Raw genomic sequence first — 22,282 nt, forward strand, 5'->3', positions numbered from 1 at the left:
TTCGACAAGCTCAGTGCGAACGGTTACGCTGTAACTATTGAACTGTGAAAACGCTGTATTTAAGGCTACGCAGTTAACGTGGGACAAAAATAATAATGCTCAAGAGGTTGGGCTACCTGCTGTTTGGCAACCCAACATGCATAACGTCTTGGTTATGTTAGGTTGAGAAAAGCCTTCAACCCAGCCTACACTTTGTTCCAGTTTAAGTTGATAGCCCATTTTAAGTAGGTAGCTGAAACTTATGAATCCCTGTTTATGATTAAGGATCACCTTGAAAATCCGTAGCGCTACACTGGCAGATGCTCACGCCATAGCTGAAATCCATGTTCACTCTTGGCAGCAGACTTATCGCGGCATTGTGCCTGATGTTTATCTTGATTCTATGACGGTGGCAACGCGTGAGGTTGTTTGGCGGGAAACACTTTTACAAAGTCACCCTAAGGTAATTGTTGCGGTAGATGATGCCAAGGTTGTTGGTTTTTGTTCATTTGGGCGTTGTCGAGATGAGGGTGCCGGTTCAAATGACGGTGAAATTTGGGCGCTGTATCTTTCGCCAGCGCAGTTGGGTAAGGGCTTTGGGCGAGAGCTGTTATCTGTGGCATGCGCTCAATTATCTGCACAGCGCAAAACCCACATCAGTTTTTGGGTGATTGTGGGTAATAATCGGGCTACACGGTTTTATAAGGCAGCCGGATTTGAGCCAGAACCAGCATCAGTAAAAGTGTTTGAGTTAGCAGGCGCTGATATTGAAGAAATTCGTTATGTTCAAGCCTGTAGTAGCTTGATTGCGCCTCTTGATTGTCGTACATAATCTGTCGGTATTGCCACAGGGTGATAATCATATAATGGTTTAGGCATGCCTAAAAAATAACCTTGACCAAAATCCACCCCTAACTGACACAAGGTTTCTAGCGTTGCAGCGTCTTCAACCCACTCAGCAATGACTTTTTTACCTAAGTTGTGCGCAATATCGGTGATAGCGCTTACCATCGTTTTATTATTGATGTCCTGGTTAATATTGCGGATAAATTGCCCGTCGATTTTAATAATATCTACCGGCAAGCGTCTGACATGATCGAAGGAGGCAAAGCCACTGCCAAAGTCATCTAAAGCAAAGCTAAAGCCCAAATCACGCAGTGTGTAAATATGATGTAATACGCGAGTAAAATTATTTAGAGCGCTGTACTCGGTAATCTCAAAGCAAATTTTTTGTGCGGGTATACGGTAGCTTGCCAAATTCTGGTTAATAAACGTCATGAAGGTGGGGTCACTGAGTGTTTGTGGGCTTAAATTAACGTTTACCATGCCCGTGTTGTGCAGATTGTCACCTTCTGATAACCATTGACAGGTTTTGTTAAATACCCAGCGATCAATTTGGCTTAGCATATTATAACGTTGTGCCGCTGGTAAAAAAGCACCGGGATTGAGCAAGCCATGCTCTGTTTGTAAACGTATCAGCACTTCAGAATAAGGCGGTTCTGTCGATGAAGTATTTAAGGGCGTAATGAGTTGCTGGAATAAAATAAGGTGTTGATCTCGAAGTGCTTGAGTTAGCGTGGCGACCATGTCCATTTGGTTGTGGCGATAGAGCGTGGTGTGTTTGTTTGGATCATTAATCACGATGCGATTACGCCCAGCATCTTTGGCTTCGTAACATGCGGCATCTGCTAGACTGAGTGCTTGTGCGCCGCAATCTATCGTTTTATTGATGGCGATAAGACCAATGCTAATCGTGGTTTTAAAGAGCCGTAATAGCCATTGAAAATGGTTGGCTTCCAGTGCTTGACGCAAACGTTCGGCGCTTTCCATGCCTTGCTCTGGCGATTGATTCCACAAAATAATGCCAAATTCATCGCCGCCCAAACGGGCGAGCATATCGTGAGAGCTAATATGCAGCTTAAAAACAGCGGTAATTTGTCGTAAGCATTCATCACCTGCCGCATGTCCACAGGTATCATTAATCACTTTAAATTGATCTAAATCAATAAATAACAAAATATGAGCGCTTTGGCTGCTGATAGCATCTTGCAGGTAATTTTCAAATTCGGTGCGATTGTATAAATTAGTTAACGGATCATGGCTGGCTAAATAGGCCAATTGCAGTTCTTGTTGTTTGCGCTGGGTAATGTCGGTCAGTGAGCCTTCGAGTATCATGCGGGTATCGGTACTTACTTTACGCAACGACAAGCTATACCACGTATTACCTTGGCCTTGTACATCGGTTGTTTGGATAATTTTTTTTTGTTCAAGTTGCTGCATCACTGTGCTCCACACGCTTTGCGGCTGAGCAAAATAATTGTGTAAAAACGGCGCGGGGTTATCTAAAGTATGTAAATCGGATGGTAAATTAAGTAAATTTTTTAGCGCGGGGTTGGTTGCCAATATGCGGCCATCATAGCGCACAGTAAACAGGCCTTCTAAGGCGTTTTCGTAAAGCGTTTGATATTTTTGCAGATTATAAATGGCGGTATTTTGTGCGCTATCACGCTGTTTGCGGTCGTTATTTAGTCGGTTGGTGATGAGTAAAGAAAATGACATAAACAACAATGCGCCACTGAAGAAAACGACGTTTTGTGCGCTTAATGAGTCAACGCGGCTATCGGTAATAAATGTGTGTAAATGAAAATAAACTTGCGTTAGACAAAACAGCATTATAGTATAGACGAAGCTACGTAAGTGCTTGATTGTGTTATACCAATTAGGGGCTGTGATAATACAGGTGAGGGCAGCGCTGGTAATGAGTATATCTTTGATTACCTGCAAAGCAGAGGATGAAAATAACAGAGTGCTGATAATTAATATAACACCCAAGATTGTATAAATATCCATTATGCGGGTGATAAGCGGGTGGCTGCGTTTAAAATCAACGAACAATACTAAAAAATGCTTGCTAAAGGCAATAAACAAAATCATATTGAGCGTATCTAACAACGTAATAACAAAGGCTTGTGGCCAGACGGTAATGTGCCACAGCATGTTGTGTTGCCCGATACCAATTATAAAACCGAATAATGCCGCAGAAAAACGTAAGTAAATGGTTTCGTGGGTGCAGCAAAATATAACGCAGTTATACACAATAATGCCTAAACTAAAGCCTGCGATAAGATAAGCGATTATGTGATCGATAGGCGTTAGTTGCAGTATAGATAGCGCGGGTGAAGCGATGTCATTTGCCTGAATAGACGTGCTTTTGAGAGAAAATAACAGCATTAAAATGATGTTAGTGCTAGTACGGTTATAATATTTGTGTAGCATCATTATAATTTCCCAATTTCCCAATTTCCCAATTTCCCAATTTCCCAATTTCCCAATTTCCCAATTTCCCAATTTCCCAATTTCCTGGTTGTCGATTTGTATAGTTAAGTTGTACTAAATAGGTTTTTATTGCGTGGTGATTAAAAAGCGATAGTAAAAAAACGTGGGTTGTTGTATCAAGTTGCGTGATCAGTGTTTTGGCAAAAACACAGCACATTGTCGCAATTGTAAGCAATGGACTACATTCTGTCTATGTAATGTTATTTATTCCGTATTTTATAATACATGGATTGTAATGTCGTAAATTTTTGTCGATTTATATGATATAAATATAATAATATGTAAAATTTTAAACTATATTGTATTTATAATTCGACTATCAACGTAAGTTAGGACAAAATGTAATGTGAGTTGAATGTTTTTCTCAATCCAACAGAGTTAACTTGTTAAATACAGCGTTTTCACAGTTCAATAGTTACAGCGTAACCGTTCGCACTGAGCTTGTCGAAGTGTGCCGTTCATGCTTCGACAAGCTCAGCACGAACGGTGGCTGTAACTGTCCTAAGTTGAAAACGCTGTATGTTAAGTTGTCAAGCAGCGATGTAGCCAACTGACGTGAGAATTATTATTTTTTACGCTTTAGATGGGTAGCCTAACATGGCTGGAACACGGTCAGAGGTGAAAGAATCAGCGGAGGGGATTTAAGTTGCTATGCTTGGTAAGGCCACTCTCCAGCAGGAGAGTGCCTGATCTGGTGCGGGAGACATTCAAGATTTAGCGTTTTTTGGCTATTTTTTCAATTTCATTAGCTCTTGTTTCTGTCATACGAGCAAGACAATGCTGCCAATAAGTAAAAGAGGAGTCGGTCTCTGAGTTTTTTGAGCAGACTTCGTTACGGTATTTAAGCCATTTATTGTGTTGTTTTTGGGTTTCATTTTTATTGACATAGCTGATATTTGACAGTGAGTTTAAGGCATTTTTTAAGCGTTTACTGTGGTGTTCGTATTCAGATTTTGCACATTCATAAGTAAACTTAACCCCCCATTCTATACATCTTTTGTATTCAGGGCTGGCGGCATTGCCGCAAGTGGAATAAACACACAGTGCCATTAATGTAAAATTTTTCATAGTTAATCGCATTTAGTTAGGTAACAAGTAGTCAAAATGCAGCGAAAACACATAAGATAGCTATTATCTCCATAGTCTTAATGTATGCCGTTGTTTATAGTTACGATACTATAGCGAAATGACTATTTGTTCAACCTGAAAAATATCAGCGAGCTATCTGTTAATGGCGGTATTTAGCAATACACACGGCAACGTGAGTATTGCTCTAATGCTTTCCAGAAGCAAAAAGAAAATGTTCAACTTGTTTCAGCCAGATTCTTTAGTTGATACACTTTAGCCATCGTCATTTCTAATGTGAACAAACGTCGCCATTGTTCTGAATTTTGCCTGTTTGCTGCGTGCATAAAATGTTGTAAGCGTTCTGCGTTAAACAAACCACAGGCACACAAATACGGCACGGGCAATATTGCTAATAACTGCGGATCTTCTGTAATATTTTGTGTTTTATCGCCAGTAACAGCAGTCGAGGGTTTATGCCAGCGTCGCAAAAGCTTATCTGTAATGCGCTGATGATAGTGAGCAATAATGGGTGTAAATTGATGGATATTACGCCACGTAGCCGGCATAGCGGGATAACCATGCTCTAAAGGCAGTTGACCGAGTGTGGGTAAATGATTGGCTAGCATGGTTCGTACTACTAAGCTTCTTAGTCGTGCATTAGCCTTGGTTTCTAAGACCACTTGCAAAATAGGCCGAAAGGCAAACGGTGATACCGCAGGCCAAATGCGATTGGTGCTGCTGGCAATACGTCCTTGCCAGCGTTGCATACGCATCGCAAAATAGGCATGATCCATTTGTGTCGTATTGGGGAGCGATGTGAGCGTGTTATTATGCTGATTGGTTTGCTCAGCTAATAAAGCCACCAAATCTATTGCCGCCACGGCATCGGTAAAAATACTGCGATTATAGGCAAGCGCGGCAAAACGTTTATGCGCTAACATCTGTGTATTTAAGGGTGTTTTTTTGCCTATACGGGGAAATAATAACTCCCACCAATAGCCTCTGGCCAGTTCACCAAAAGAGCCGTTAATACTGATGTCATGACCTGCGTCAACATGGCCATGATGCGTGCTGGCAATACCGGCATATTCAAAGACATCAAATTCACCATCGGTTAACAGTAACGCGTTTTGTAAATCTTCATAGCTGCATGTGGTTTTACGTGTTACCCGTCTATGCGGCAAAGAAAACTGTTCGGCAATGCGTTTGGCAACAGTTGCATCGGCACTGTCTGCGCTGCCCGATACCGTCGTCGATACCTTAACACCGGCCAAAATAAAACCGCTAATTGTCGCACGCGAATCATAACCGCCGGTTAGATCGCATAAGGCATTAGGAAAATGCTGATGAATATTTTTTGCTGCCGCAATTAATGCCTCGATAATTTTTGCAGCGCCTTCAGCAGCGGTGTATTTTTCTGCTTGAATAGCGCTAAAATGCCAATAACGTCGACGTGTTATTTGGCGATTATAAGCGTGTATTGTTAAATGCTCGGCGGGTGCAAGCTTGGTAAAGTGTTGCCAAAGCGATTGTTGACCGTAAATACTACCGGTAGCGATAAATTGTAATACGCTTTCTGCACTGAGTTTTGCGCCTGTTATAGCGGCCAATGTCAGCGCTGAATCTGAAATTAACATAACATCACCGTATTGCACTTGGTAAACATGGAAACTGCCCGCCGGGTCAATGGCGATGTCAATGCGCTGGGTTTGCTTATCCAATAAAGCAATACTAAAAACACCTTCCATAGCCTCCAGAATGGTATCGAAGCGGGTATTTTGCGTGTGTGCCAATAATGCCTGTTCTTGGCCGCAAGCAAGTTCAGTGCCGTAAAACCACGTGCCACCCGACACTAAAGCCTGTGTGCCGTCTTCATTTAGTGCCCACGCTGAGCGCTTGTCATTAACGTGTTGCGTGGTTATTACGCTGCACCAATCCCAATCCTGATGTAAAACTGTTTGGGTTGGGTATAGGTTTTTTAAGATAGCCTGTGTTTTTAGAGCCAACGACACCAGAGGGGCAGCGTGAGCTGTGGCAATGATTAAGCAAAATGACATGTGTAAACCTGATTAAATAAAGCACGAACATGAAAAATTATTTGTGGATGTAAAAAAAGTATAGCAGTAATGTATAAGGTAATTGTGTGGTGGCGTGTAGGCTCAGTATTAAGGCTGTGCTTGAACGCGATGGCTTATACTCTGTCAATGCCATGTTATTATGTTGCTAAAATAACAATGCTCAATCACTTTAAACCTAGTACATCAAATCGTATAAAAACAGGATAATAAAAATCTTCAAATCATGAATGAAATGCTGATTGTGTACAGCATAAAGCTAAATTAAAATCCTGTTGACTTCCAATTTGGTGTACTAGACCTTTTAAAACAGCGAGATTAACCATGTTGCAAACATTCCGTAGTCTATTGACAAGCGTTAGCGTATTAACGGCTAGTCTGTTGGTTTTAGCCACCAGCCCTGTTGTTGCAGACGACAATATCGTCTTGCAAAGAACCACGTTGCTGGAAAAAGCCGTCGAGCTCCCAAGCAATCCTGTTAATACCAAAGTCATACGGGTCAGTTTTCCACCGGCCTTCAAAACCCCGTTGCACACCCACGAAGGCCCAGGCCCGCGTTATATTATTAGTGGCACGTTGAAAGTAGTCGATGCAAGCGGCGAAAAAACTTACGGTAGCGGCCAGGTATTTTGGGAAACCGGCGAACAAATGACCATAGAAAATGTCGGCCACGGTGCTGCTGAAATTGTAATTTTTGAACTAGACCCCATCAAGTAATCAGCCTATTAGCTTGGAGGCGTATTAATGGCGGGTGTAGGCTTGGTTGTAACAAGATGTCGGTGTGTAGCCTTGCTATTACTGATGACGGCTTGCGCCACGCCAGTTAATAAAGTACCAACACCGGTTGCATTGCCGCACAGTTTTTCCGTATCGGGCACACTTAAAGCGCCAGATAAGTGGTGGCAGGTGTTTCAGGATGAGGCCTTGAATGAGCTGCTTAGCACGGCACTGGGGCATAATTTCAGCTTACATGCGGCGTTTGATCGCCTGGCGCAGGCGCGAGCTATCGCCAAAAAAACCGGCGCAGACTTTATACCCCAGCTTAATGGCAGCTCTGGCATATCACATACTGCCAGCGACAAGCCCAGCCAAGACAGCTTTAGCTTTGGCGTAGCCGCCAGTTATGAATTGGATGTGTGGGGGCGCATCCGCACCGGCATTAATGCTGCCAGACTGGATGTGAACGCGGCGCAAGAAGAGGTCGATAGTGCGGCTATTTCGCTGTCAGCAGAGCTTGCCAGCAACTGGTACAAATTGATAGAACAACGCCAGCAATTGGCTTTGCTGGAGCGGCAAATAGCGGTTAATCGAAAGAACGTGGCCTTGCTGCAAGTACGTTTCAGTGGCGCACAAGCCGCCGCCGCCGATGTGTTGCAGCAGCAGCAATTGTTGGAATCGGTTATCGGCAATCAACTGACGGTTATTGCAACAATCAGTGTGCTAGAAAACCAGCTGGCGATACTGACCGGCAATTCACCAGGCTTAATAGCACTACCTGAACACAGCGAATTTCCGTTGTTACCGCCGTTACCGCATACTGGGCTCAGTGCCGATGTTATACAGCGCAGACCCGATGTACGTCGCGCTTATTTACGGGTGCAAGCCGCCGATCAACGTATCGCTTCTGCTATTGCCGACCGTTACCCAAAGTTAAGTCTCTCTGCCAGCCTTGGTGCAAATTCACCCAGTTTAGAGGCGTTATTTACTAATTGGCTGGGTACGATAGCCGGTAATTTATTGGTGCCGATGATTGATGGCGGGCGGCGTGTTGCCGAAGTGGAGCGTAACCAGGCGCTGGCCGCAGAAGCTATGAATACCTATGCAACAACTTTGTTAACGGCGGTTAAAGAAGTGGAAAATGCCTTGATTCAAGAGCGCCAGCAACAGCAACTGGTTATCAATTTGCAAAAACAGGTCGAGTTGGCCACCCAGTCCAGCGAGCGGTTGCGTGTGCGTTATTTATACGGTGCAATGGACTTTTTACGCGTGCTGTCGGCACAACTCAGCCAGCAAAGTCTTGAACGCACCTTGATACAAGCCCGCCAGCAGCTGATTGATTACCGCATTAATTTATACCGTGCCCTGGCCGGTGGTTTTTCGCTGACTGATTCTATTGCTACCGCCAAAAAAATATGACCAAACGCATCGTGCAACTCATGGTGGTGCTGATTATTATCGGCAGCACGTTTGCTGTCTCCCAGTATTGGCTAACTCACAAACCGCATGCGGATCGTGTTGCCGTCAAGCCGTCTGCACCTTTAGTAGAGATTATTAAACCCAGCCCTATCGATCACCAAACCACAGTGTATGCAATGGGTTCGGTAATGCCATCGCAAAGTGTCAATTTAACCCCGCGTATTAGTGGTCTGGTGACACACATCAGCCCGCATTTTATTGAAGGTGGCCTGTTAAAAAAAGGCGAGGCGCTGGTTGAGTTAGACCCGACCGATTACCGCTTAGCCATTAAACAAAGCGAAAATGATCTGGCCAAGGCGCAATTTAATTTAAAGCTGGAAATGGGGCAGCAAGCCATTGCACGGCGTGAGTTTCAGCTACTGGGCGCGGAATTAACCGAGAAAGAACGTGAGCTGGTGTTACGGCAACCACATTTAAAAGCCGCGCAAGCTGCATTGGCAGCAGCCGAAGCCAGCTTGCAACAAGCTCAGCTTAATTTGTCCCGTACTAAGCCGATTGCGCCGTTTAATGCCATTATTACCCAGCGTAACGCCAATTTGGGCGCGTGGATGTCGGCGTTCTCTACTGGTACACCGTTAGCACGCTTGGTGGGTACGGATGCGTTCTGGATTAATACCTCGTTACCGGTGGATAAGCTGAGCTGGATTGCTATTCCAGACATTAATAGCCAGCACGGTGCAGCGGTAAAGATCAGCAATGAAGCCAGCTGGGGTAAAGGCGTAACCCGAACCGGTAAGGTCAAACGCTTGCAAGCTGAGCTGGAGCCTGAAGGCCGGATGGCTAAATTGATTGTTGAGGTGGATGATCCGCTCAACCAAAAGGCTGCGAATAAAGGCTTGCCTTCGTTAATGCTGGGTGCGTATGTGCGGGTTGAAATTGCCGGTAAGCTGTTGACCGATGTTATCAAACTACCGGAAACGCTGTTACACGAGGGTGAATCACTCTGGCTAATGACCGATAAGCACACCTTGGACATACATAAAGTGGCTTATATATGGCGCGAGCAAGGCTATGTGTATCTGGACAGCCAGCAAGTGCCGGTAGACGCGAGTGTTATCAGCAGCGATGTTGCTGTGCCGGTGCAAGGTATGGTGCTGCGCTTGGCTGCGAGCAATGATAAGTCGGTGGATAATACCATCGCTACACCTTGATGATTCTGTCGATTGTTCACGGAAGGCACAAACCATAGGAATCCTAAAACCTTTTTCCGTGCTTTCTGTGTTTTCCGTGGACAATAAATAAGGAACGCGCACGAAATAACTTGAGCAAGTTCATGCTTCGACAGGCTCAGCACGAACGGTGGTGGCGTTTAAGTTGTTCAAGTTATTTCATGCACGTTCCTAAGCATTAAATTCACCCCTGTCCACGCGCCACTCACCCATGTTCATCATTATGTACCGCAGGCTAACGACTTAACCATGCACAATACCGATTCTACAGAAACCGGCGCAATTAGCTGGATGGCCAGGCATGGCGTAGCAGCCAATGTCTTAATGTTGATTTGCTTGCTGGGCGGCCTGCTGTCCATGCTGCATATTAAGCAAGAAGTCTTCCCCGATTTTCAGCTGGACACCATTAGTATCAGTGTATTGTACCCTGGCGCTAGCCCTGAAGAAATCGAAAGCGGCATTCTGTTAGCCATTGAAGATGCTATCAGTGGTCTGGAGGGCATAGACGAAGTGCGCTCTACCGCCAAAGAAGGCTTAGGCACAATTTTAGTGGATGTGATGAGCAATGCTGACATCCAGAAACTGGCCGAAGATATGCGCCAAGAAGTCAGTCGCATCAGCTCTTTACCTGAGGATGCCGAAGAGCCGAAAATCAAAGTCATGACCCGCAAACGCCAGGTGTTATCACTGGTATTGTATGGCAATGCCAAAGAACTGCTGCTGCACACGCTGGCCGAGCAATTTCGCGATCAATTGTTACAAGATCCTGGTATTACCCAGGTAGAGCTGGAAGGCATTAGGCCGCTGGAAATCAGCATTGAAGTCTCGCAGGATAATCTGCGCCGTTACCGGTTATCGTTGGCCGATATTGCTTTGCGTATTCAAAATGCCAGTATCGATTTGCCCGCCGGTAGTATCAAGACTGATAGCGGCGAAATTTTAATCCGCATGAAAGAGCGCAAGGATGTCGGTGCAGAATTTGCCCGTATCCCTTTGGTGAGTAGCGCCAGCGGTAGCGAAGTTCTGTTAGGCGATATTGCTACCATTAACGACGGGTACAAGGATACTGACCACTCGGCGAGTTATAACGGCCAACCGGCAGTCATGGTACAAGTGTATAGCGTGGGTGAGCAAACGCCGATACAGGTATCGGCAGCGGTTAAAAAACAACTGGCTCCGTTTAAACAAACATTGCCTGGCGGCATCAATGCGGCTATCCGTATTGATGAGTCTGACACCTATACGCAACGCATTGATTTGTTGGTTAATGACGGCATACAAGGTTTGGTGCTGGTTTTTATTGCGCTGGCGATATTTTTAGAGTTACGTTTGGCCTTTTGGGCAATGATGGGCGTGCCTATTGCATTTTTGGGCGCATTTTTATTGTTGCCGTTTTTTAATGTGTCTTTAAACATGGTGTCGTTGTTCGCGTTTCTCATTGCGTCTGGCATAGCGGTAGATGATGCTATCGTCATTGGTGAAAGCGTCTACCATTACCGACAATTGGGTTACTCTGGCATGGAAGCGGCTGTTAAAGCGGCACGCAAAATGGCGGTACCCGTAACATTTGGTATTTTGATCAACAGTGTCGCGCTGGTGCCGCTGTTATTTATGCCGGGCGAAATAGGCAAAATATACTATATGTTGCCGGTCGTGGTTATTAGCGTATTCGCCATGTCGCTAGTGGAATGCCTGTTTATTTTGCCTAACCATTTAGGCCATCTGAAAACCAAAAGCGAAGCCCAGCAAGGTGGCTTGTATAAATTGCAGCAGCGGTTTAGTAGTGCATTTTTGTCTTGGGTGCATCGGCGTTATGGTGGGTTGTTAGACTGGCTGTTGCCGTGTCGTTACTTGGTTATCGTGGCGTGTTTGGCGTTATTGGCGGTGACATTGGCGTATGTGGCCAGCGGTCGTATGGGCTTCTCCTTATTTCCTAAGACGGAATCAGATTATGCCAGAGTGAGTCTTACCATGCCTTACGGTACGCCACAGGAGAAAACCCAGGTGATTACTCAGAAGATTGTGGCGGATGCCTGGACAGCCGCCAAGCATTTTAAAGGCGGCGAAGGCTTAATAAAAGGTGTGTTTGCTGAAATTGGTAAAACCGACAGCAATAAGGCGGAAGTCAGGGTTTATCTAGCGCCACCTGAGGTGCGTGCCCGCATTGCCAGTACCGAACAATTTAATGAACAATGGCGTAAGCGGGTTGGTGAAATCGTCAGTCTTAAATCCATACGTTTTGAGTCGGATGCAGGCGGGCCGGGTGGCGGTTCTGCTATTACTATTGAATTAAACCATATCGATATGCAGATGCTGGAACAAGCCAGCAAAGAATTGGCCAGCGTGTTGAAAAGTTACACGCTCGTAAAAGACGTAGACGATGGTTTTAGCCCAGGTAAAGAGCAATTTGATTTTACCCTGTTGCCGGAAGGCAAAAGTTTGGGCTTGACCGCTAAAAATGTGGCCAGACAAGTGCGTAATGCGTTTTTTGGTGCGGAAGTGCTGCGCCAGCAACGCGGCCGCAATGAAATTAAGGTGATGGTCAGATTGCCTGAGCAAGAGCGAGTATCGGAAGCCAATATAGACGATTTAATGATTTGGACAAATTCAGGACAACCGGCAGTGGCATCGGCAAATACGCCCACTAAGGAAGTGCCGTTACGTACTCTGGTAAGTACCCAGCGTGGCCATGCTTATACGGAAATCAACCGCCATAACGGCAGGCGTAATGTGGAAGTGACCGCCAATGTTAGCCCTAAATACAAAACCAATGAAGTGTTAACGGATTTGAAAATTAACGGGCTTCCAGCGCTCATGGCTAAATACCCTGGCCTTCAGTACAGCTTTGAAGGCCAGCAGGCGCAAACCGAGGAAAGCTTAGGCAGCTTGAAAATAAGTTTTTTGTTGTCGATATTGGCGGTTTACGTTTTGCTGGCCATCCCGTTCCAAAGCTATTTGTTGCCGTTGATTGTCATCGCCAGCATTCCGTTTGGCATTATAGGCGCTATTTTTGGCCATATTGTCATGGATTACAGTTTAAGTATTGTCAGCTTACTGGGGATTATTGCCTTATCTGGCGTGGCGGTTAACGATGCTTTGGTTTTGGTAGACCATGCTGTGTATTTGAAATCAACTACGGTCGGTACACCGGCAGAAATTATTAAAGCCGCTGCTACACAACGTTTTCGGCCTATTTTATTGACCACACTGACTTCATTTTTCGGATTAATGCCTATTATTCTGGAAACTTCCCGTCAGGCTCGCGTTTTGATCCCTATGGCCATTTCAATGGGTTTTGGCATTGTATTCTCAACCTTAATTACTTTGGTTTTAATACCGTGCTTGTATATGGTGATAATAGATGTGCGGCGTTGGTTGGGAGTTAAGCAAGTGGACGAGCCATTGTAAAAATAGGCTACATCGATAAACCTATCAGGTTTTAAAAACCTTATACAGCGTTTTCAACTTAGGACAATTACAGCCACCGTTCGTGCTGAGCTTGTCGAAGCATTAACGGCACACTTCGACAAGCTCAGTGCGAACGGTTACGCTGTAACTATTGAACTGTGAAAACGCTGTAGGTTTAGGTTCGCGTCATGTCGCTTTATTGAACCGATAAATCACGTTGCGCCGTGTAGTTTTCTGCCATAAAAAACTTTTTAAAATAAGGCATAAAGCTAGCGGTAATCGGTATGGAATAAAAGCAATACATGGCGGCGGCTTCACCTGTACTCACGCCAAAAATCCACTGCGGCATAAATAAGGTCATCATGGCCATAACAAAATGGTAACTGCCGATGCGCCAGTTGTTTTTCCAGACAAAGCCGCTGACTGCCAAGCCAAATAAAGAACCCCAGGTTACCAACAAACCAAATGCGCTCGATATGGCATAACCAATATGGTATTTGCCCATAAACAAGCACGACACCATGCGGCCAATAAAGTTGGGTTCAACATCTAAAAGCTGCCAGGTGTTAGGTAAAAACGAAAACACGATAAATGACCCACTGAGCGCAACGCCCACTTTAAAGGCTTTTAGCAAGGCGGTTTTGTCGGTGGAATAAGTCGCCAGGGCGGGCATAATCGCCAGGGCCTGCAAGCTGATGTGGTAGGTGGATAGTTCACTTAAGAAATAATTTGTTCCAAAACCACACTGGTCGGCCACCGGATAGGCAAAATACTGGATAAATTCCATTAACGAAAAATGGAAAATAGCATACGCTCTGGCGAAGCGTACCCAAAAAGTTTCTGTCGTATCGGCAAACGTAATAGCAGAAGCCACCAGGCCAGTCAGTCCTAGACCCAGCGACATAGTTGCACTAAAACACATAAATTTTCCCAAAAATCGACTAGTATAATAAAAATGGCTGTGAATACAATCGCTATTGTATTGGGTTCAATGTGACAATACTGATGGGTTTAGATTAATTTGCTGTTGAAGTTTAGTTGCTCGATTGTTGGGTATGGATTTTAATGTTGCGATGTTAGCGCAAAGTCTCCTGCATCTTGATGAGCTTGATCTTGTGTTACAGTAAACAGAATTGATTTATCCATGTAACCACTGGCGCTGAACTCTAATGCGTGTTGTCCTTTTTCAATGTCAGTAAAAGTAAATTTTCCTTCCGCATCTGTTGTTTGTCGATGAGCGGTACCACCATGAGGATCGCATAAGCCGGAGCCATCGCAGTAACGTAACATGAGTGCTGCGGATGCCAGTGGTTGTTGCGTTAGCGCATCGACAAGCCGGCCACTGAATTTACGAATGGTAGGAATATGTTCAGCCTTAAGTATATAGGAGTCATTGCCACCGCCTGTAAAAGCTAAGTCGTTCGTATGGGTAATCGCCAAAATGACAATACCTTTTAGTGGCAGTCTGAGTCTCGATGCGTCGTCAATTATTTTTTTGCACTGGCTATCGAATATACCTATGCGCGGCCCAGTAATCTGGTTTTGCTTACCAGTTGCCACAAAAAACTCGATAAGACCTTCCGGTTGTATAGAAAATTTGAAAAAATCTATATCTGGATTTTGGCTTGAATCCAGTTTGTCAGTTACTGAGAAGGGGAGTTTTTGGTTGGTTAAATCTTTAGCCAAAGCGCAGGTATTATTATTAGCTTTTATGGAATTGCAGTATCCAAACAGGAATAACACTAAAAATAAAGAAAACAACTGTTTTAACATAACGGAGTCCTGATTTTTTGTAGAGCGGCGATTTATGCAAAATAAATCGCTGGCTGTAATATTACAATGTGACTTTAAAAATTAAGACAATCAGCTAGGCTATAAACGGTGCGTTTAATTTACGTTGTTGATTGTCTTTAAAATTCTAATCTATGGGTTCATTGTGTCACAATTAGCAAACATCATAAAATTAAATACGTCGTACAGTCTCTATTTTTTGTTAGGTTTGGCGTGTGCATAATGTATTAAAATTGTGGAAATTTATTACCAATTGTTTTTAATAGTAAAATTTTATATATGTGTTTTATTATGACGTGACAGTCAATTTTTCATTACATTTTTTTAAAAATTAATTGACTAGAACGGCTGTAGTGCTATATCATGTGCAGCTATTCAAGAGCAACTTGAATTAGATTGTCAAGTTAGTAGCAGATGATAATCGGGGTGTAGCGCAGTTTGGTAGCGCGCCTGCTTTGGGAGCAGGATGTCGGGGGTTCGAATCCCTCCACCCCGACCACATTTTGCGCTTGTAGCTCAACCGGATAGAGCACCAGCCTTCTAAGCTGGGGGTCGCAGGTTCGAGTCCTGCCAAGCGCGCCATTTCTTGAAATAGCGTTTTATGGTGAGCGTAGCTCAGTTGGTAGAGTCCAGGATTGTGATTCCTGTTGTCGCGGGTTCGAGCCCCGTCGTTCACCCCATCAAATACAGCTGTTAAAACCACATCAACGGCTTTTTATTGTTTGCCTGTTTTACAAATTCCCCCGTTACACTGTAGTGGCTATTTTTCCGTTGTTAAAAAAACGCTTTTAGCACCAGAGACAGAATACCAGCCAACATTAAGCCCATCATCCATTTTAGAACGGCTAGATCTGTGTAAATTGGAGACAATTTGTTATCGAATTTATTATCCAAGTATTCTTTGGTGACTAACGTGTCCTGCGCTTCCGCAATCACACGAACCGACATTCCGCACCCCTAAATAAAAATTCAGCATTTAAGCAAAATATTGATATTTAATGAATTTTAGTATTTTAGACTTTCGAGTTAAAACAAGAAAAATTCATCTCTCGTTTGTTTTTTGTTAAATATAAGCTGATATAAATGACTTTGAAAATACGCCAAAAATTCGACAAGCTTATAACATACTGAAATTATTAAATTAAATTTAATCATAAAATTATGAATAGGGGTGCGGAATGTCGGCACGAATAACGGCTTCAGCCTGTTCTTGCTGAAATCCGGCGGCTTTTAGTTTATCAACAAGTTGCAGCGTATCAAAAGTTACAGTAGCCATAAAGAGTTTTCCTATGCAGATGTCTGCGTGAGTCTAGCACAGTATTAGCTTTGAAATAAGCCGCTAAAGACCACTGTATGTGCATTACTGGCCTGCCAAAACAATAATCTTATCGGTCACATCAAACTCAATTGTGATAGACTTAACAGGGTTAATGTTAATCCCGTAACACGTATCTGCATTATTGATTTGATTGAACAATCGATAGCCTATAGCGGTTTCATTTTTGCGCCGCGCCGCTTCCACCACCGTGTAAAAATTAACAGCCTGGCCAAGACACACATAATCTTCCACCGGTTTTAAATAAATTTCCGCACCGTCAGCATCAAATAAATCGTTAAAAACAGTGCTAAGTTGCTTGTTTTCCGAAATTTGCGTTAACAGCAAGCCCACCAATTCATCACTGACGATAAAATCATCTGCCTTGGCGATTTCTGCCAGCGCCTGATTTCTGCTGTCCATCATTTCCGACACTATGCTGTAGGATTCGCCTTTGTTAACTTCGATATCACGTAAATGCAGCAAGGTTAACAAGGTTTTGGCATCGGCTTCTTGTACGGCAAGGCTATCGCTATAGCACAGTAAAATGATGTGTGCATAACAGGTTAAATCCAGCGTATCAAGGAAGTCACGATCCGTAGTGTCGCCCAGAATAAAATTTATTTTCAGATTTTTAATTTGTTTTATTAATGTGTTAACAATAGCTTCAGTGCCGTTTAATTCCGACACAATAGTTAATTCCGAATCCGGCGCAGCGTAGCAATCCATTTCGCGCACGATGGTTTCCGCTCTTTGATTCCAGCCTAAAATAATATCCCGTTCTTTGTCAATTTTACGTGGCTCAGTGTTACTGATGGCTGAGACAGCGACATTCGGTGTGCCGATTACGCGGATTTTATCGTCATCGGCGGCAATGCAAATTAACGTATCGTTGGCTTGTAGGGTCGTGGCCATGTTGGGATTAAGTTGTGTTACGCCATCACTGTGCAAACCAATTAATGCCGAATGTTCGAAGCTGGCTAAGGCATCACCGTAGGTTTTACCTGCCAATACAGGTTCGTGTTTAAAATAAATTTCATCGCCGGAAAAATTAAGCAGTTCTTTGTACACGCTGCTTAAGCCGACTTGCCTGGACGTTTGTACCGTTATTTTGGCGATTAAGTCATTCGGTATTATCAGTTCGATCTCATCTTTGCCAATCATTTTAGCGATGGCACTGTTTTTGGCATGGCGCAGTTCCGCGACGATATGGTATTTGTCCACGCGGCGATCTGGGTGATTGGTAATGGCCAAAATCATCTTGATGACTTGAGCATCTGGGTCGGCATAGCCTTCTGGAGACAGAATAATGATTGATTTGCTGGTCTGTGGGTTGACCACGTCCAGTGCCGCTAAATCAATTGGGCTGCCGGAGCGGCAAATGACTTGGGTGCGGCCGGTATTGCCGACATGGCTACGGATTTGGTCTTCCATGTCGATTTTGTCTTGGTCAGCCAGGATGACGATGCGCGGTTTTTTGACATTGGCATTGGCGATGGCAAGTTCTGAAATAATCAAAAACAAGCGTGATGACCAACCTAAAATCAGGGTGTGGTTTTCCTCGCACACCAGGGAATGGCCTTTACGTAGCGCTTCCAGCTTGCTTTCAAGACCGCTGGATAAAATACTGATTAAGCTACCAACGATAAATAATCCGGTCAGGGTAATCACCAGACCCCAGACACGAAAGGCCCAGCCGTTACCGTCATCCGTGGCAGCGTCGCCGCCGACAGTACCGGCATCCAGTGAGCGCATCAGGGCTTGCCAGGCGGCTTCGGGAAAGGAGTAGCCGGTGTTCGTGTCGGTTGCCAGGCTAGCATCATCAATAGGAAGAGAGTCGCCGGTGGGTGAAATTATATTACTGATAGGTGGCGGTGCGGCATCACTGGCCGGTTGCCAGTTATTGATGACCAGTATCGACGATGCTATCAATATAATACATAAGGTAATCAGTGCCAGCCAGCCAATGAGTGAGGCTGTACCACCTGATAGGCTGTTATCGAAGTGATAACGCAGTTTTTGGCTGAGGGTTATTTTGCGCATAAACGTCCTGATGGTCAAACGACCTCGATATCAATGTCGCTGGTATATGAAGATAAGATAATGATTTTATTATAAATATAAAATTTGAGTGATGGTGTTTTTAATTTGGATGCATAGCGGCAACCCACCAAGTTTTTAAAGCTTGATGAGTCTGTGTATCAGTGATTAGACAATATTGTAATAGCTGAAACCATCAATCCCGCAACAACTCATTAATACCGGTTTTGCTACGGGTTTTTTCATCGACTTGCTTGATGATGACCGCACAGTACAAACTGTATTTGCCATCCGCTGACGGTAAGTTACCAGACACGACCACAGAACCTGCCGGAATGCGGCCAAAGCTGACTTCGCCCGTCATGCGGTTGTATATTTTAGTGCTTTGGCCGATGTATACGCCCATAGAAATCACACAGCCATCTTCAACAATAACGCCTTCCACCACTTCTGAACGCGCACCGATAAAGCAGTTGTCACCAATAATGGTAGGGTTGGCCTGTAAAGGTTCCAATACGCCGCCGATACCGACACCGCCTGACAAATGCACGTTTTTGCCGATTTGTGCGCATGATCCCACGGTTACCCAGGTATCCACCATCGTGCCGCTATCAACATAAGCACCAATGTTGATATAAGACGGCATTAAAATAGCGCCTGATGCAATGTAAGAGCCACGACGCGCCACCGCATTAGGCACAACGCGCACGCCAGCTTTAGCGAAATCGTCTTCTGAATAGTTGGAGAACTTGCATTCCACTTTATCGTAATAACGGGTATTGCCGCCATCCATCATCCGATTTTCGTTGATACGAAATGACAATAACACGGCTTTTTTCAGCCATTGGTTTGTGATCCATTCGCCGTCGATTTTTTCGGCAACGCGGGCAGCACCGCTGTCCAATAGGTTGATAGCTTCTGCAACCGCAGCACGGATTTCGGCAGAGACGTTGGCTGGAGTGATGTCGGTGCGTTGTTCAAAGGCAGCGTTAATGGTGTTTTCTAAGTGCGTCATGTTTTTTATTGTAAGGTGGTAAGGAAGTTGTGAATTCGGTTAGCGGCTTTGATGCACTCAGCTAAGGGTGCAACCAGGGCAATCCTGACATGGTTCGCGCCGGGATTGATACCATCAAACGGACGGGATAAATAACTGCCCGGCAGCACGGTAATGTTTTCTTGCGCGTATAGCTGTTGGGCAAAATCAGTATCGCTAATGGGGGTTTTTAGCCAGACATAGAAACTTGCGGGCGGCTTGTGTATGTCGCAGACATTTTCAAGGAGACTGATGAAGGCGGTAAATTTTTCACGGTACAGGTCTCTGTTTTCCAAGACATGGCTTTCATCCTGCCACGCCTTGATACTGGCATATTGGGTAGGCAACGGCATGGCACAACCTTGATAGGTGCGGTACTGAAAATACGCTTGCAGTAGCTTGGCATCGCCAGCGACAAACCCCGACCGCAATCCAGGCACATTGGAACGTTTGGACAGGCTATGGAACACCACGCAACGCTTAAAGTCTGTATTGCCCATAGCGTAAGCCGTTTGCAGCAGGCCAATGGGGGGCTTGGCTTCGTCATCGTACAACTCGCTGTAACATTCGTCCGAGGCGATGATGAAATCATATTTTTCTGACAGACGTATCAACTTTTCCTGCTCGCTTTGGCTGATAACCGCGCCACTGGGGTTACCCGGCGAACAAATATAAATCAGTTGGCAGCGTTGCCAGATAGGTTCGGGTACGCTATCAAAATCTGGTAAATAACCGGAAGCTTCCAGGGTATTTAAAAAATATGGCTCAGCGCCGGCCAGCAATGCCGCACCTTCATAAATCTGGTAGAAGGGGTTGGGCATGATGACCACCGGTTTTTCGGTGGGATCAACAATACACTGGGCGAAAGAAAACAGCGCTTCGCGCGTCCCACTCACCGGCAAAATATGACGGTCACTGTTAATAAATTCAGCCGGTATATTGAAGCGACTGCCTAACCAGTCGGCAATGGCAGCACGTAGTTCCGGTATGCCTTTGGTGGTAGGATAAATACCGAGCCCATCGCTGTGCCGCGACAGTGCTTCTTTAATAAAATCCGGAGTAGGATGGGTCGGTTCGCCTATGGATAAGGCGATATGCGGTTTATCAGCTGGTGGCGTTATACCATGCTTAAGCTGCGCCAGCTTTTCAAATGGATACGGGTGTAAATGGACTAGGTTAGGTGTCATGCGTTAGGAACATCTCGGTTGTTTGCCCATATTGTGTGCCTGCTGGTACAAGCCCATTGCTTGCGGCATGTGCTGTTCCAGATCCTGAATGCGGGTGGCGTGCGAAGGATGGGTGGACATGAATTCTGAGGGTTGATTGCCTTGCGAGGCTTGTTCCATGCGCTGCCACAGGCCGATACTTTCACGCGGATCAAAGCCCGCTTTGGCCATTAAATCTACACCAATCACATCAGCTTCGCTTTCCTGGGTGCGGCCATAGGGCATCAGTACACCGTATTGTGCGCCCACGCCCAACAGTCCAAAGCCCAGTTGACCTAATGCACTGGTGGGTGCGCCAGCGATGGCTTGTACCACAGACATGCCCTGGCTCATCGCGGCTTCTTGCGAGGCGCGTTCGTTGCTGTGCTTGGCCAGTACGTGGCCGACTTCGTGGCCAATGACGGCGGCCAGTTGATCTTGGTTGGCAACCAGAGTGATTAGTCCTGTGTGTACGCCAATTTTATTACCAGGCAGGGCGAAAGCATTGGGTGATTTATCATTAAAAACCACCACTTCCCATTGGCCGCCACCGACTTCGCGGGTAATGGCTTGGGCGATGCAGTTGGTTAGTTTGTTGTATTTAGCATTCCGACTGATCGGCTTGTCTTTTTTCAAGGTTTCAAAAGCTTGCAGCCCCATGTTGTCAATTTGGGCTTCCGGCATCATGATAAACTGGCTTCTGCCCGTTGGACTGGTAACGCAGGCACTCAGCAATAAAGCCGATAACAGAACAGACATTTGTTGTTTGAACATAATCGTGGCCGCTAGTGGTTATAAATGAGGCCATTTTAGCGTAACTTTATTAGCTTGGGATTAAAATTGTGCGGGTATGTAGTTTTTAAGCAGAATTAGCACTTACAAAAACACAATTGTCACGCGTATATTATAATTGCTTGCACGCCTATATTTTCAGCAATATCATAAACCCTGTTATTGCTTTTACTTAAGGGGGTACTATGCACGCGCTTAAACTTATTCAAATTGGTAATTCAATCGGATTGTGTTTGCCTGAAGAGGTGTTGGCACGGTTAAAGCTTGAAGAAGGCGATACCGTATTTTTAACAGATACGCCAAGAGCGATTACGCTTACGCCAGATGATCCGGGGAATAAAGATCAATTGGAAATTGGGCGGGCATTTATGCGTGAATATGCTAATACATTTAATGAATTGGCAAAATAGCCATGCTCTCATGGCATTGGATTGATAAACAAATTTTAGTTCTGTTACATGATGAAAGCTTAGTGTTACATGGTGGGGCATCAGGTATTAGGGATGAGGGATTGTTGGATTCGGCTATGAATCGTGCTGTGAATTTAGCATTGTATGGTGAGCCTGATTTCGCTGACTTGGCAGCGGCTTATGGTATTGCCTTGGCTAAAAATCATGCGTTTGTAGATGGTAATAAACGCGTTGCTTTTTTGGCAGTGGGTTTGTTTTTTGGGATAAATGGCTATAAACTGACCGCGACCCAGGAGAATGCTACGTCCAGTGTGATGGCGGTTGCCAGTGGTGAAATGTCAGAAGCAGAGTTTGCGGCTTGGATACGAGCAAATTCTCAGAGCTGATAAGCAGGCTCTGAGCGTAACTTTATTAGCTTGAGATTAAAATTGTTACTTGCCAGCCATTTTCAGTTTCAGTTTGAGA

General features: G+C 44.8%; 18 protein-coding genes and 3 tRNA genes. 10 read left to right on the plus strand and 11 right to left on the minus strand.

What is annotated here, in order from left to right:
• Window positions 1–271 precede the first annotated feature (271 nt).
• Window positions 272–811, plus strand: coding sequence for a GNAT family N-acetyltransferase (locus CRENPOLYSF2_RS00290; RefSeq protein ID WP_087141977.1), 540 nt, complete (start codon window positions 272–274; stop codon window positions 809–811).
• On the opposite strand, the gene CRENPOLYSF2_RS00295 is transcribed toward CRENPOLYSF2_RS00290, so the two are convergent.
• The 3 genes from CRENPOLYSF2_RS00295 to CRENPOLYSF2_RS00305 all read right to left on the minus strand — a co-directional run bounded on the left by CRENPOLYSF2_RS00295 (window position 766) and on the right by CRENPOLYSF2_RS00305 (window position 6,440).
• Window positions 766–3,258, minus strand: a complete 2,493-nt coding sequence (locus CRENPOLYSF2_RS00295) for an EAL domain-containing protein (RefSeq protein ID WP_140396749.1) — start codon at window positions 3,256–3,258, stop codon at window positions 766–768. The two genes, CRENPOLYSF2_RS00290 and CRENPOLYSF2_RS00295, sit on opposite strands and share 46 nt — an antisense overlap.
• A 771-nt stretch (window positions 3,259–4,029) precedes the next feature.
• Window positions 4,030–4,383 (minus strand): lysozyme inhibitor LprI family protein, encoded by a 354-nt coding sequence (locus tag CRENPOLYSF2_RS00300; RefSeq protein WP_176370979.1) that lies wholly within the window; start codon window positions 4,381–4,383, stop codon window positions 4,030–4,032.
• Between the two features lie 236 nt (window positions 4,384–4,619).
• Window positions 4,620–6,440 (minus strand): asparagine synthetase B family protein, encoded by a 1,821-nt coding sequence (locus CRENPOLYSF2_RS00305; RefSeq protein WP_087141980.1) that lies wholly within the window; start codon window positions 6,438–6,440, stop codon window positions 4,620–4,622.
• A gap of 342 nt (window positions 6,441–6,782) precedes the next feature.
• Between CRENPOLYSF2_RS00305 and CRENPOLYSF2_RS00310 the strand changes: the two genes are divergently transcribed.
• From CRENPOLYSF2_RS00310 to CRENPOLYSF2_RS00325, 4 genes are all read left to right on the plus strand, one after another.
• A complete protein-coding gene (locus CRENPOLYSF2_RS00310) occupies window positions 6,783–7,175 on the plus strand; it encodes a cupin domain-containing protein (RefSeq protein WP_245807839.1) in 393 nt (130 codons plus the stop codon).
• A 27-nt stretch (window positions 7,176–7,202) separates the two neighbouring features.
• Entirely contained in the window at window positions 7,203–8,594 is a 1,392-nt protein-coding gene (locus CRENPOLYSF2_RS00315) for an efflux transporter outer membrane subunit (RefSeq protein ID WP_087141981.1), read from the plus strand.
• Complete coding sequence (locus CRENPOLYSF2_RS00320) at window positions 8,591–9,805, plus strand: efflux RND transporter periplasmic adaptor subunit (protein ID WP_087141982.1); 1,215 nt, start codon at window positions 8,591–8,593, stop codon at window positions 9,803–9,805. The genes CRENPOLYSF2_RS00315 and CRENPOLYSF2_RS00320 overlap by 4 nt, the downstream gene beginning before the upstream one ends.
• A 267-nt stretch (window positions 9,806–10,072) precedes the next feature.
• Window positions 10,073–13,231: an efflux RND transporter permease subunit gene (locus CRENPOLYSF2_RS00325; protein ID WP_087141983.1), complete on the plus strand. Its 3,159-nt coding sequence runs from the start codon at window positions 10,073–10,075 to the stop codon at window positions 13,229–13,231.
• A gap of 196 nt (window positions 13,232–13,427) precedes the next feature.
• Here the strand turns inward: CRENPOLYSF2_RS00325 and CRENPOLYSF2_RS00330 are convergent, their stop codons facing one another.
• The gene (locus tag CRENPOLYSF2_RS00330; protein WP_087141984.1) at window positions 13,428–14,153 is read right to left on the minus strand and encodes a DUF5765 domain-containing protein; all 726 of its coding nucleotides are present in this window, start codon (window positions 14,151–14,153) and stop codon (window positions 13,428–13,430) included.
• Between the two features lie 140 nt (window positions 14,154–14,293).
• On the minus strand, window positions 14,294–15,004 hold the full coding sequence (locus tag CRENPOLYSF2_RS00335; protein WP_087141985.1) for a carboxypeptidase regulatory-like domain-containing protein: 711 nt from the start codon (window positions 15,002–15,004) through the stop codon (window positions 14,294–14,296).
• 440 nt (window positions 15,005–15,444) lie between these two features.
• Between CRENPOLYSF2_RS00335 and CRENPOLYSF2_RS00340 the strand changes: the two genes are divergently transcribed.
• The 3 genes from CRENPOLYSF2_RS00340 to CRENPOLYSF2_RS00350 all read left to right on the plus strand — a co-directional run bounded on the left by CRENPOLYSF2_RS00340 (window position 15,445) and on the right by CRENPOLYSF2_RS00350 (window position 15,702).
• Window positions 15,445–15,521, plus strand: a tRNA-Pro gene (locus CRENPOLYSF2_RS00340).
• A gap of 6 nt (window positions 15,522–15,527) precedes the next feature.
• Window positions 15,528–15,604 (plus strand) — tRNA-Arg (locus CRENPOLYSF2_RS00345).
• Between the two features lie 22 nt (window positions 15,605–15,626).
• Window positions 15,627–15,702: transfer RNA gene (locus CRENPOLYSF2_RS00350), tRNA-His, on the plus strand.
• Window positions 15,703–15,796: 94 nt separating this feature from the next.
• Here CRENPOLYSF2_RS00350 and CRENPOLYSF2_RS00355 read toward each other — a convergent pair.
• From CRENPOLYSF2_RS00355 to CRENPOLYSF2_RS00375, 6 genes are all read right to left on the minus strand, one after another.
• Window positions 15,797–15,970 carry a hypothetical protein gene (locus CRENPOLYSF2_RS00355; protein WP_176370980.1) on the minus strand — a complete coding sequence of 58 codons (174 nt, stop codon included), beginning with the start codon at window positions 15,968–15,970 and terminating at the stop codon, window positions 15,797–15,799.
• Window positions 15,971–16,181: 211 nt separating this feature from the next.
• On the minus strand, window positions 16,182–16,298 hold the full coding sequence (locus tag CRENPOLYSF2_RS18415) for a CCDC90 family protein (protein WP_245807840.1): 117 nt from the start codon (window positions 16,296–16,298) through the stop codon (window positions 16,182–16,184).
• An 84-nt stretch (window positions 16,299–16,382) separates the two neighbouring features.
• Window positions 16,383–18,380, minus strand: a complete 1,998-nt coding sequence (locus CRENPOLYSF2_RS00360; protein ID WP_087141986.1) for a CASTOR/POLLUX-related putative ion channel — start codon at window positions 18,378–18,380, stop codon at window positions 16,383–16,385.
• A 193-nt stretch (window positions 18,381–18,573) separates the two neighbouring features.
• Complete coding sequence (dapD, locus tag CRENPOLYSF2_RS00365; protein ID WP_087141987.1) at window positions 18,574–19,392, minus strand: 2,3,4,5-tetrahydropyridine-2,6-dicarboxylate N-succinyltransferase; 819 nt, start codon at window positions 19,390–19,392, stop codon at window positions 18,574–18,576.
• A gap of 5 nt (window positions 19,393–19,397) precedes the next feature.
• Entirely contained in the window at window positions 19,398–20,597 is a 1,200-nt protein-coding gene (dapC, locus tag CRENPOLYSF2_RS00370) for a succinyldiaminopimelate transaminase (protein ID WP_087141988.1), read from the minus strand.
• Window positions 20,598–20,600: 3 nt separating this feature from the next.
• A complete protein-coding gene (locus tag CRENPOLYSF2_RS00375) occupies window positions 20,601–21,389 on the minus strand; it encodes a M48 family metallopeptidase (RefSeq protein ID WP_087141989.1) in 789 nt (262 codons plus the stop codon).
• 203 nt (window positions 21,390–21,592) lie between these two features.
• On the opposite strand from CRENPOLYSF2_RS00375, the gene CRENPOLYSF2_RS00380 reads away from it, so the two are divergent.
• Both CRENPOLYSF2_RS00380 and CRENPOLYSF2_RS00385 read left to right on the plus strand, forming a co-directional pair.
• On the plus strand, window positions 21,593–21,817 hold the full coding sequence (locus tag CRENPOLYSF2_RS00380; RefSeq protein WP_087141990.1) for an AbrB/MazE/SpoVT family DNA-binding domain-containing protein: 225 nt from the start codon (window positions 21,593–21,595) through the stop codon (window positions 21,815–21,817).
• 2 nt (window positions 21,818–21,819) lie between these two features.
• A complete protein-coding gene (locus tag CRENPOLYSF2_RS00385; protein ID WP_087141991.1) occupies window positions 21,820–22,203 on the plus strand; it encodes a type II toxin-antitoxin system death-on-curing family toxin in 384 nt (127 codons plus the stop codon).
• Window positions 22,204–22,282 lie beyond the last annotated feature (79 nt).

Origin of the sequence: Crenothrix polyspora, from assembly GCF_900163755.1 — a bacterium.
Classification (GTDB): domain Bacteria; phylum Pseudomonadota; class Gammaproteobacteria; order Methylococcales; family Methylomonadaceae; genus Crenothrix; species Crenothrix polyspora.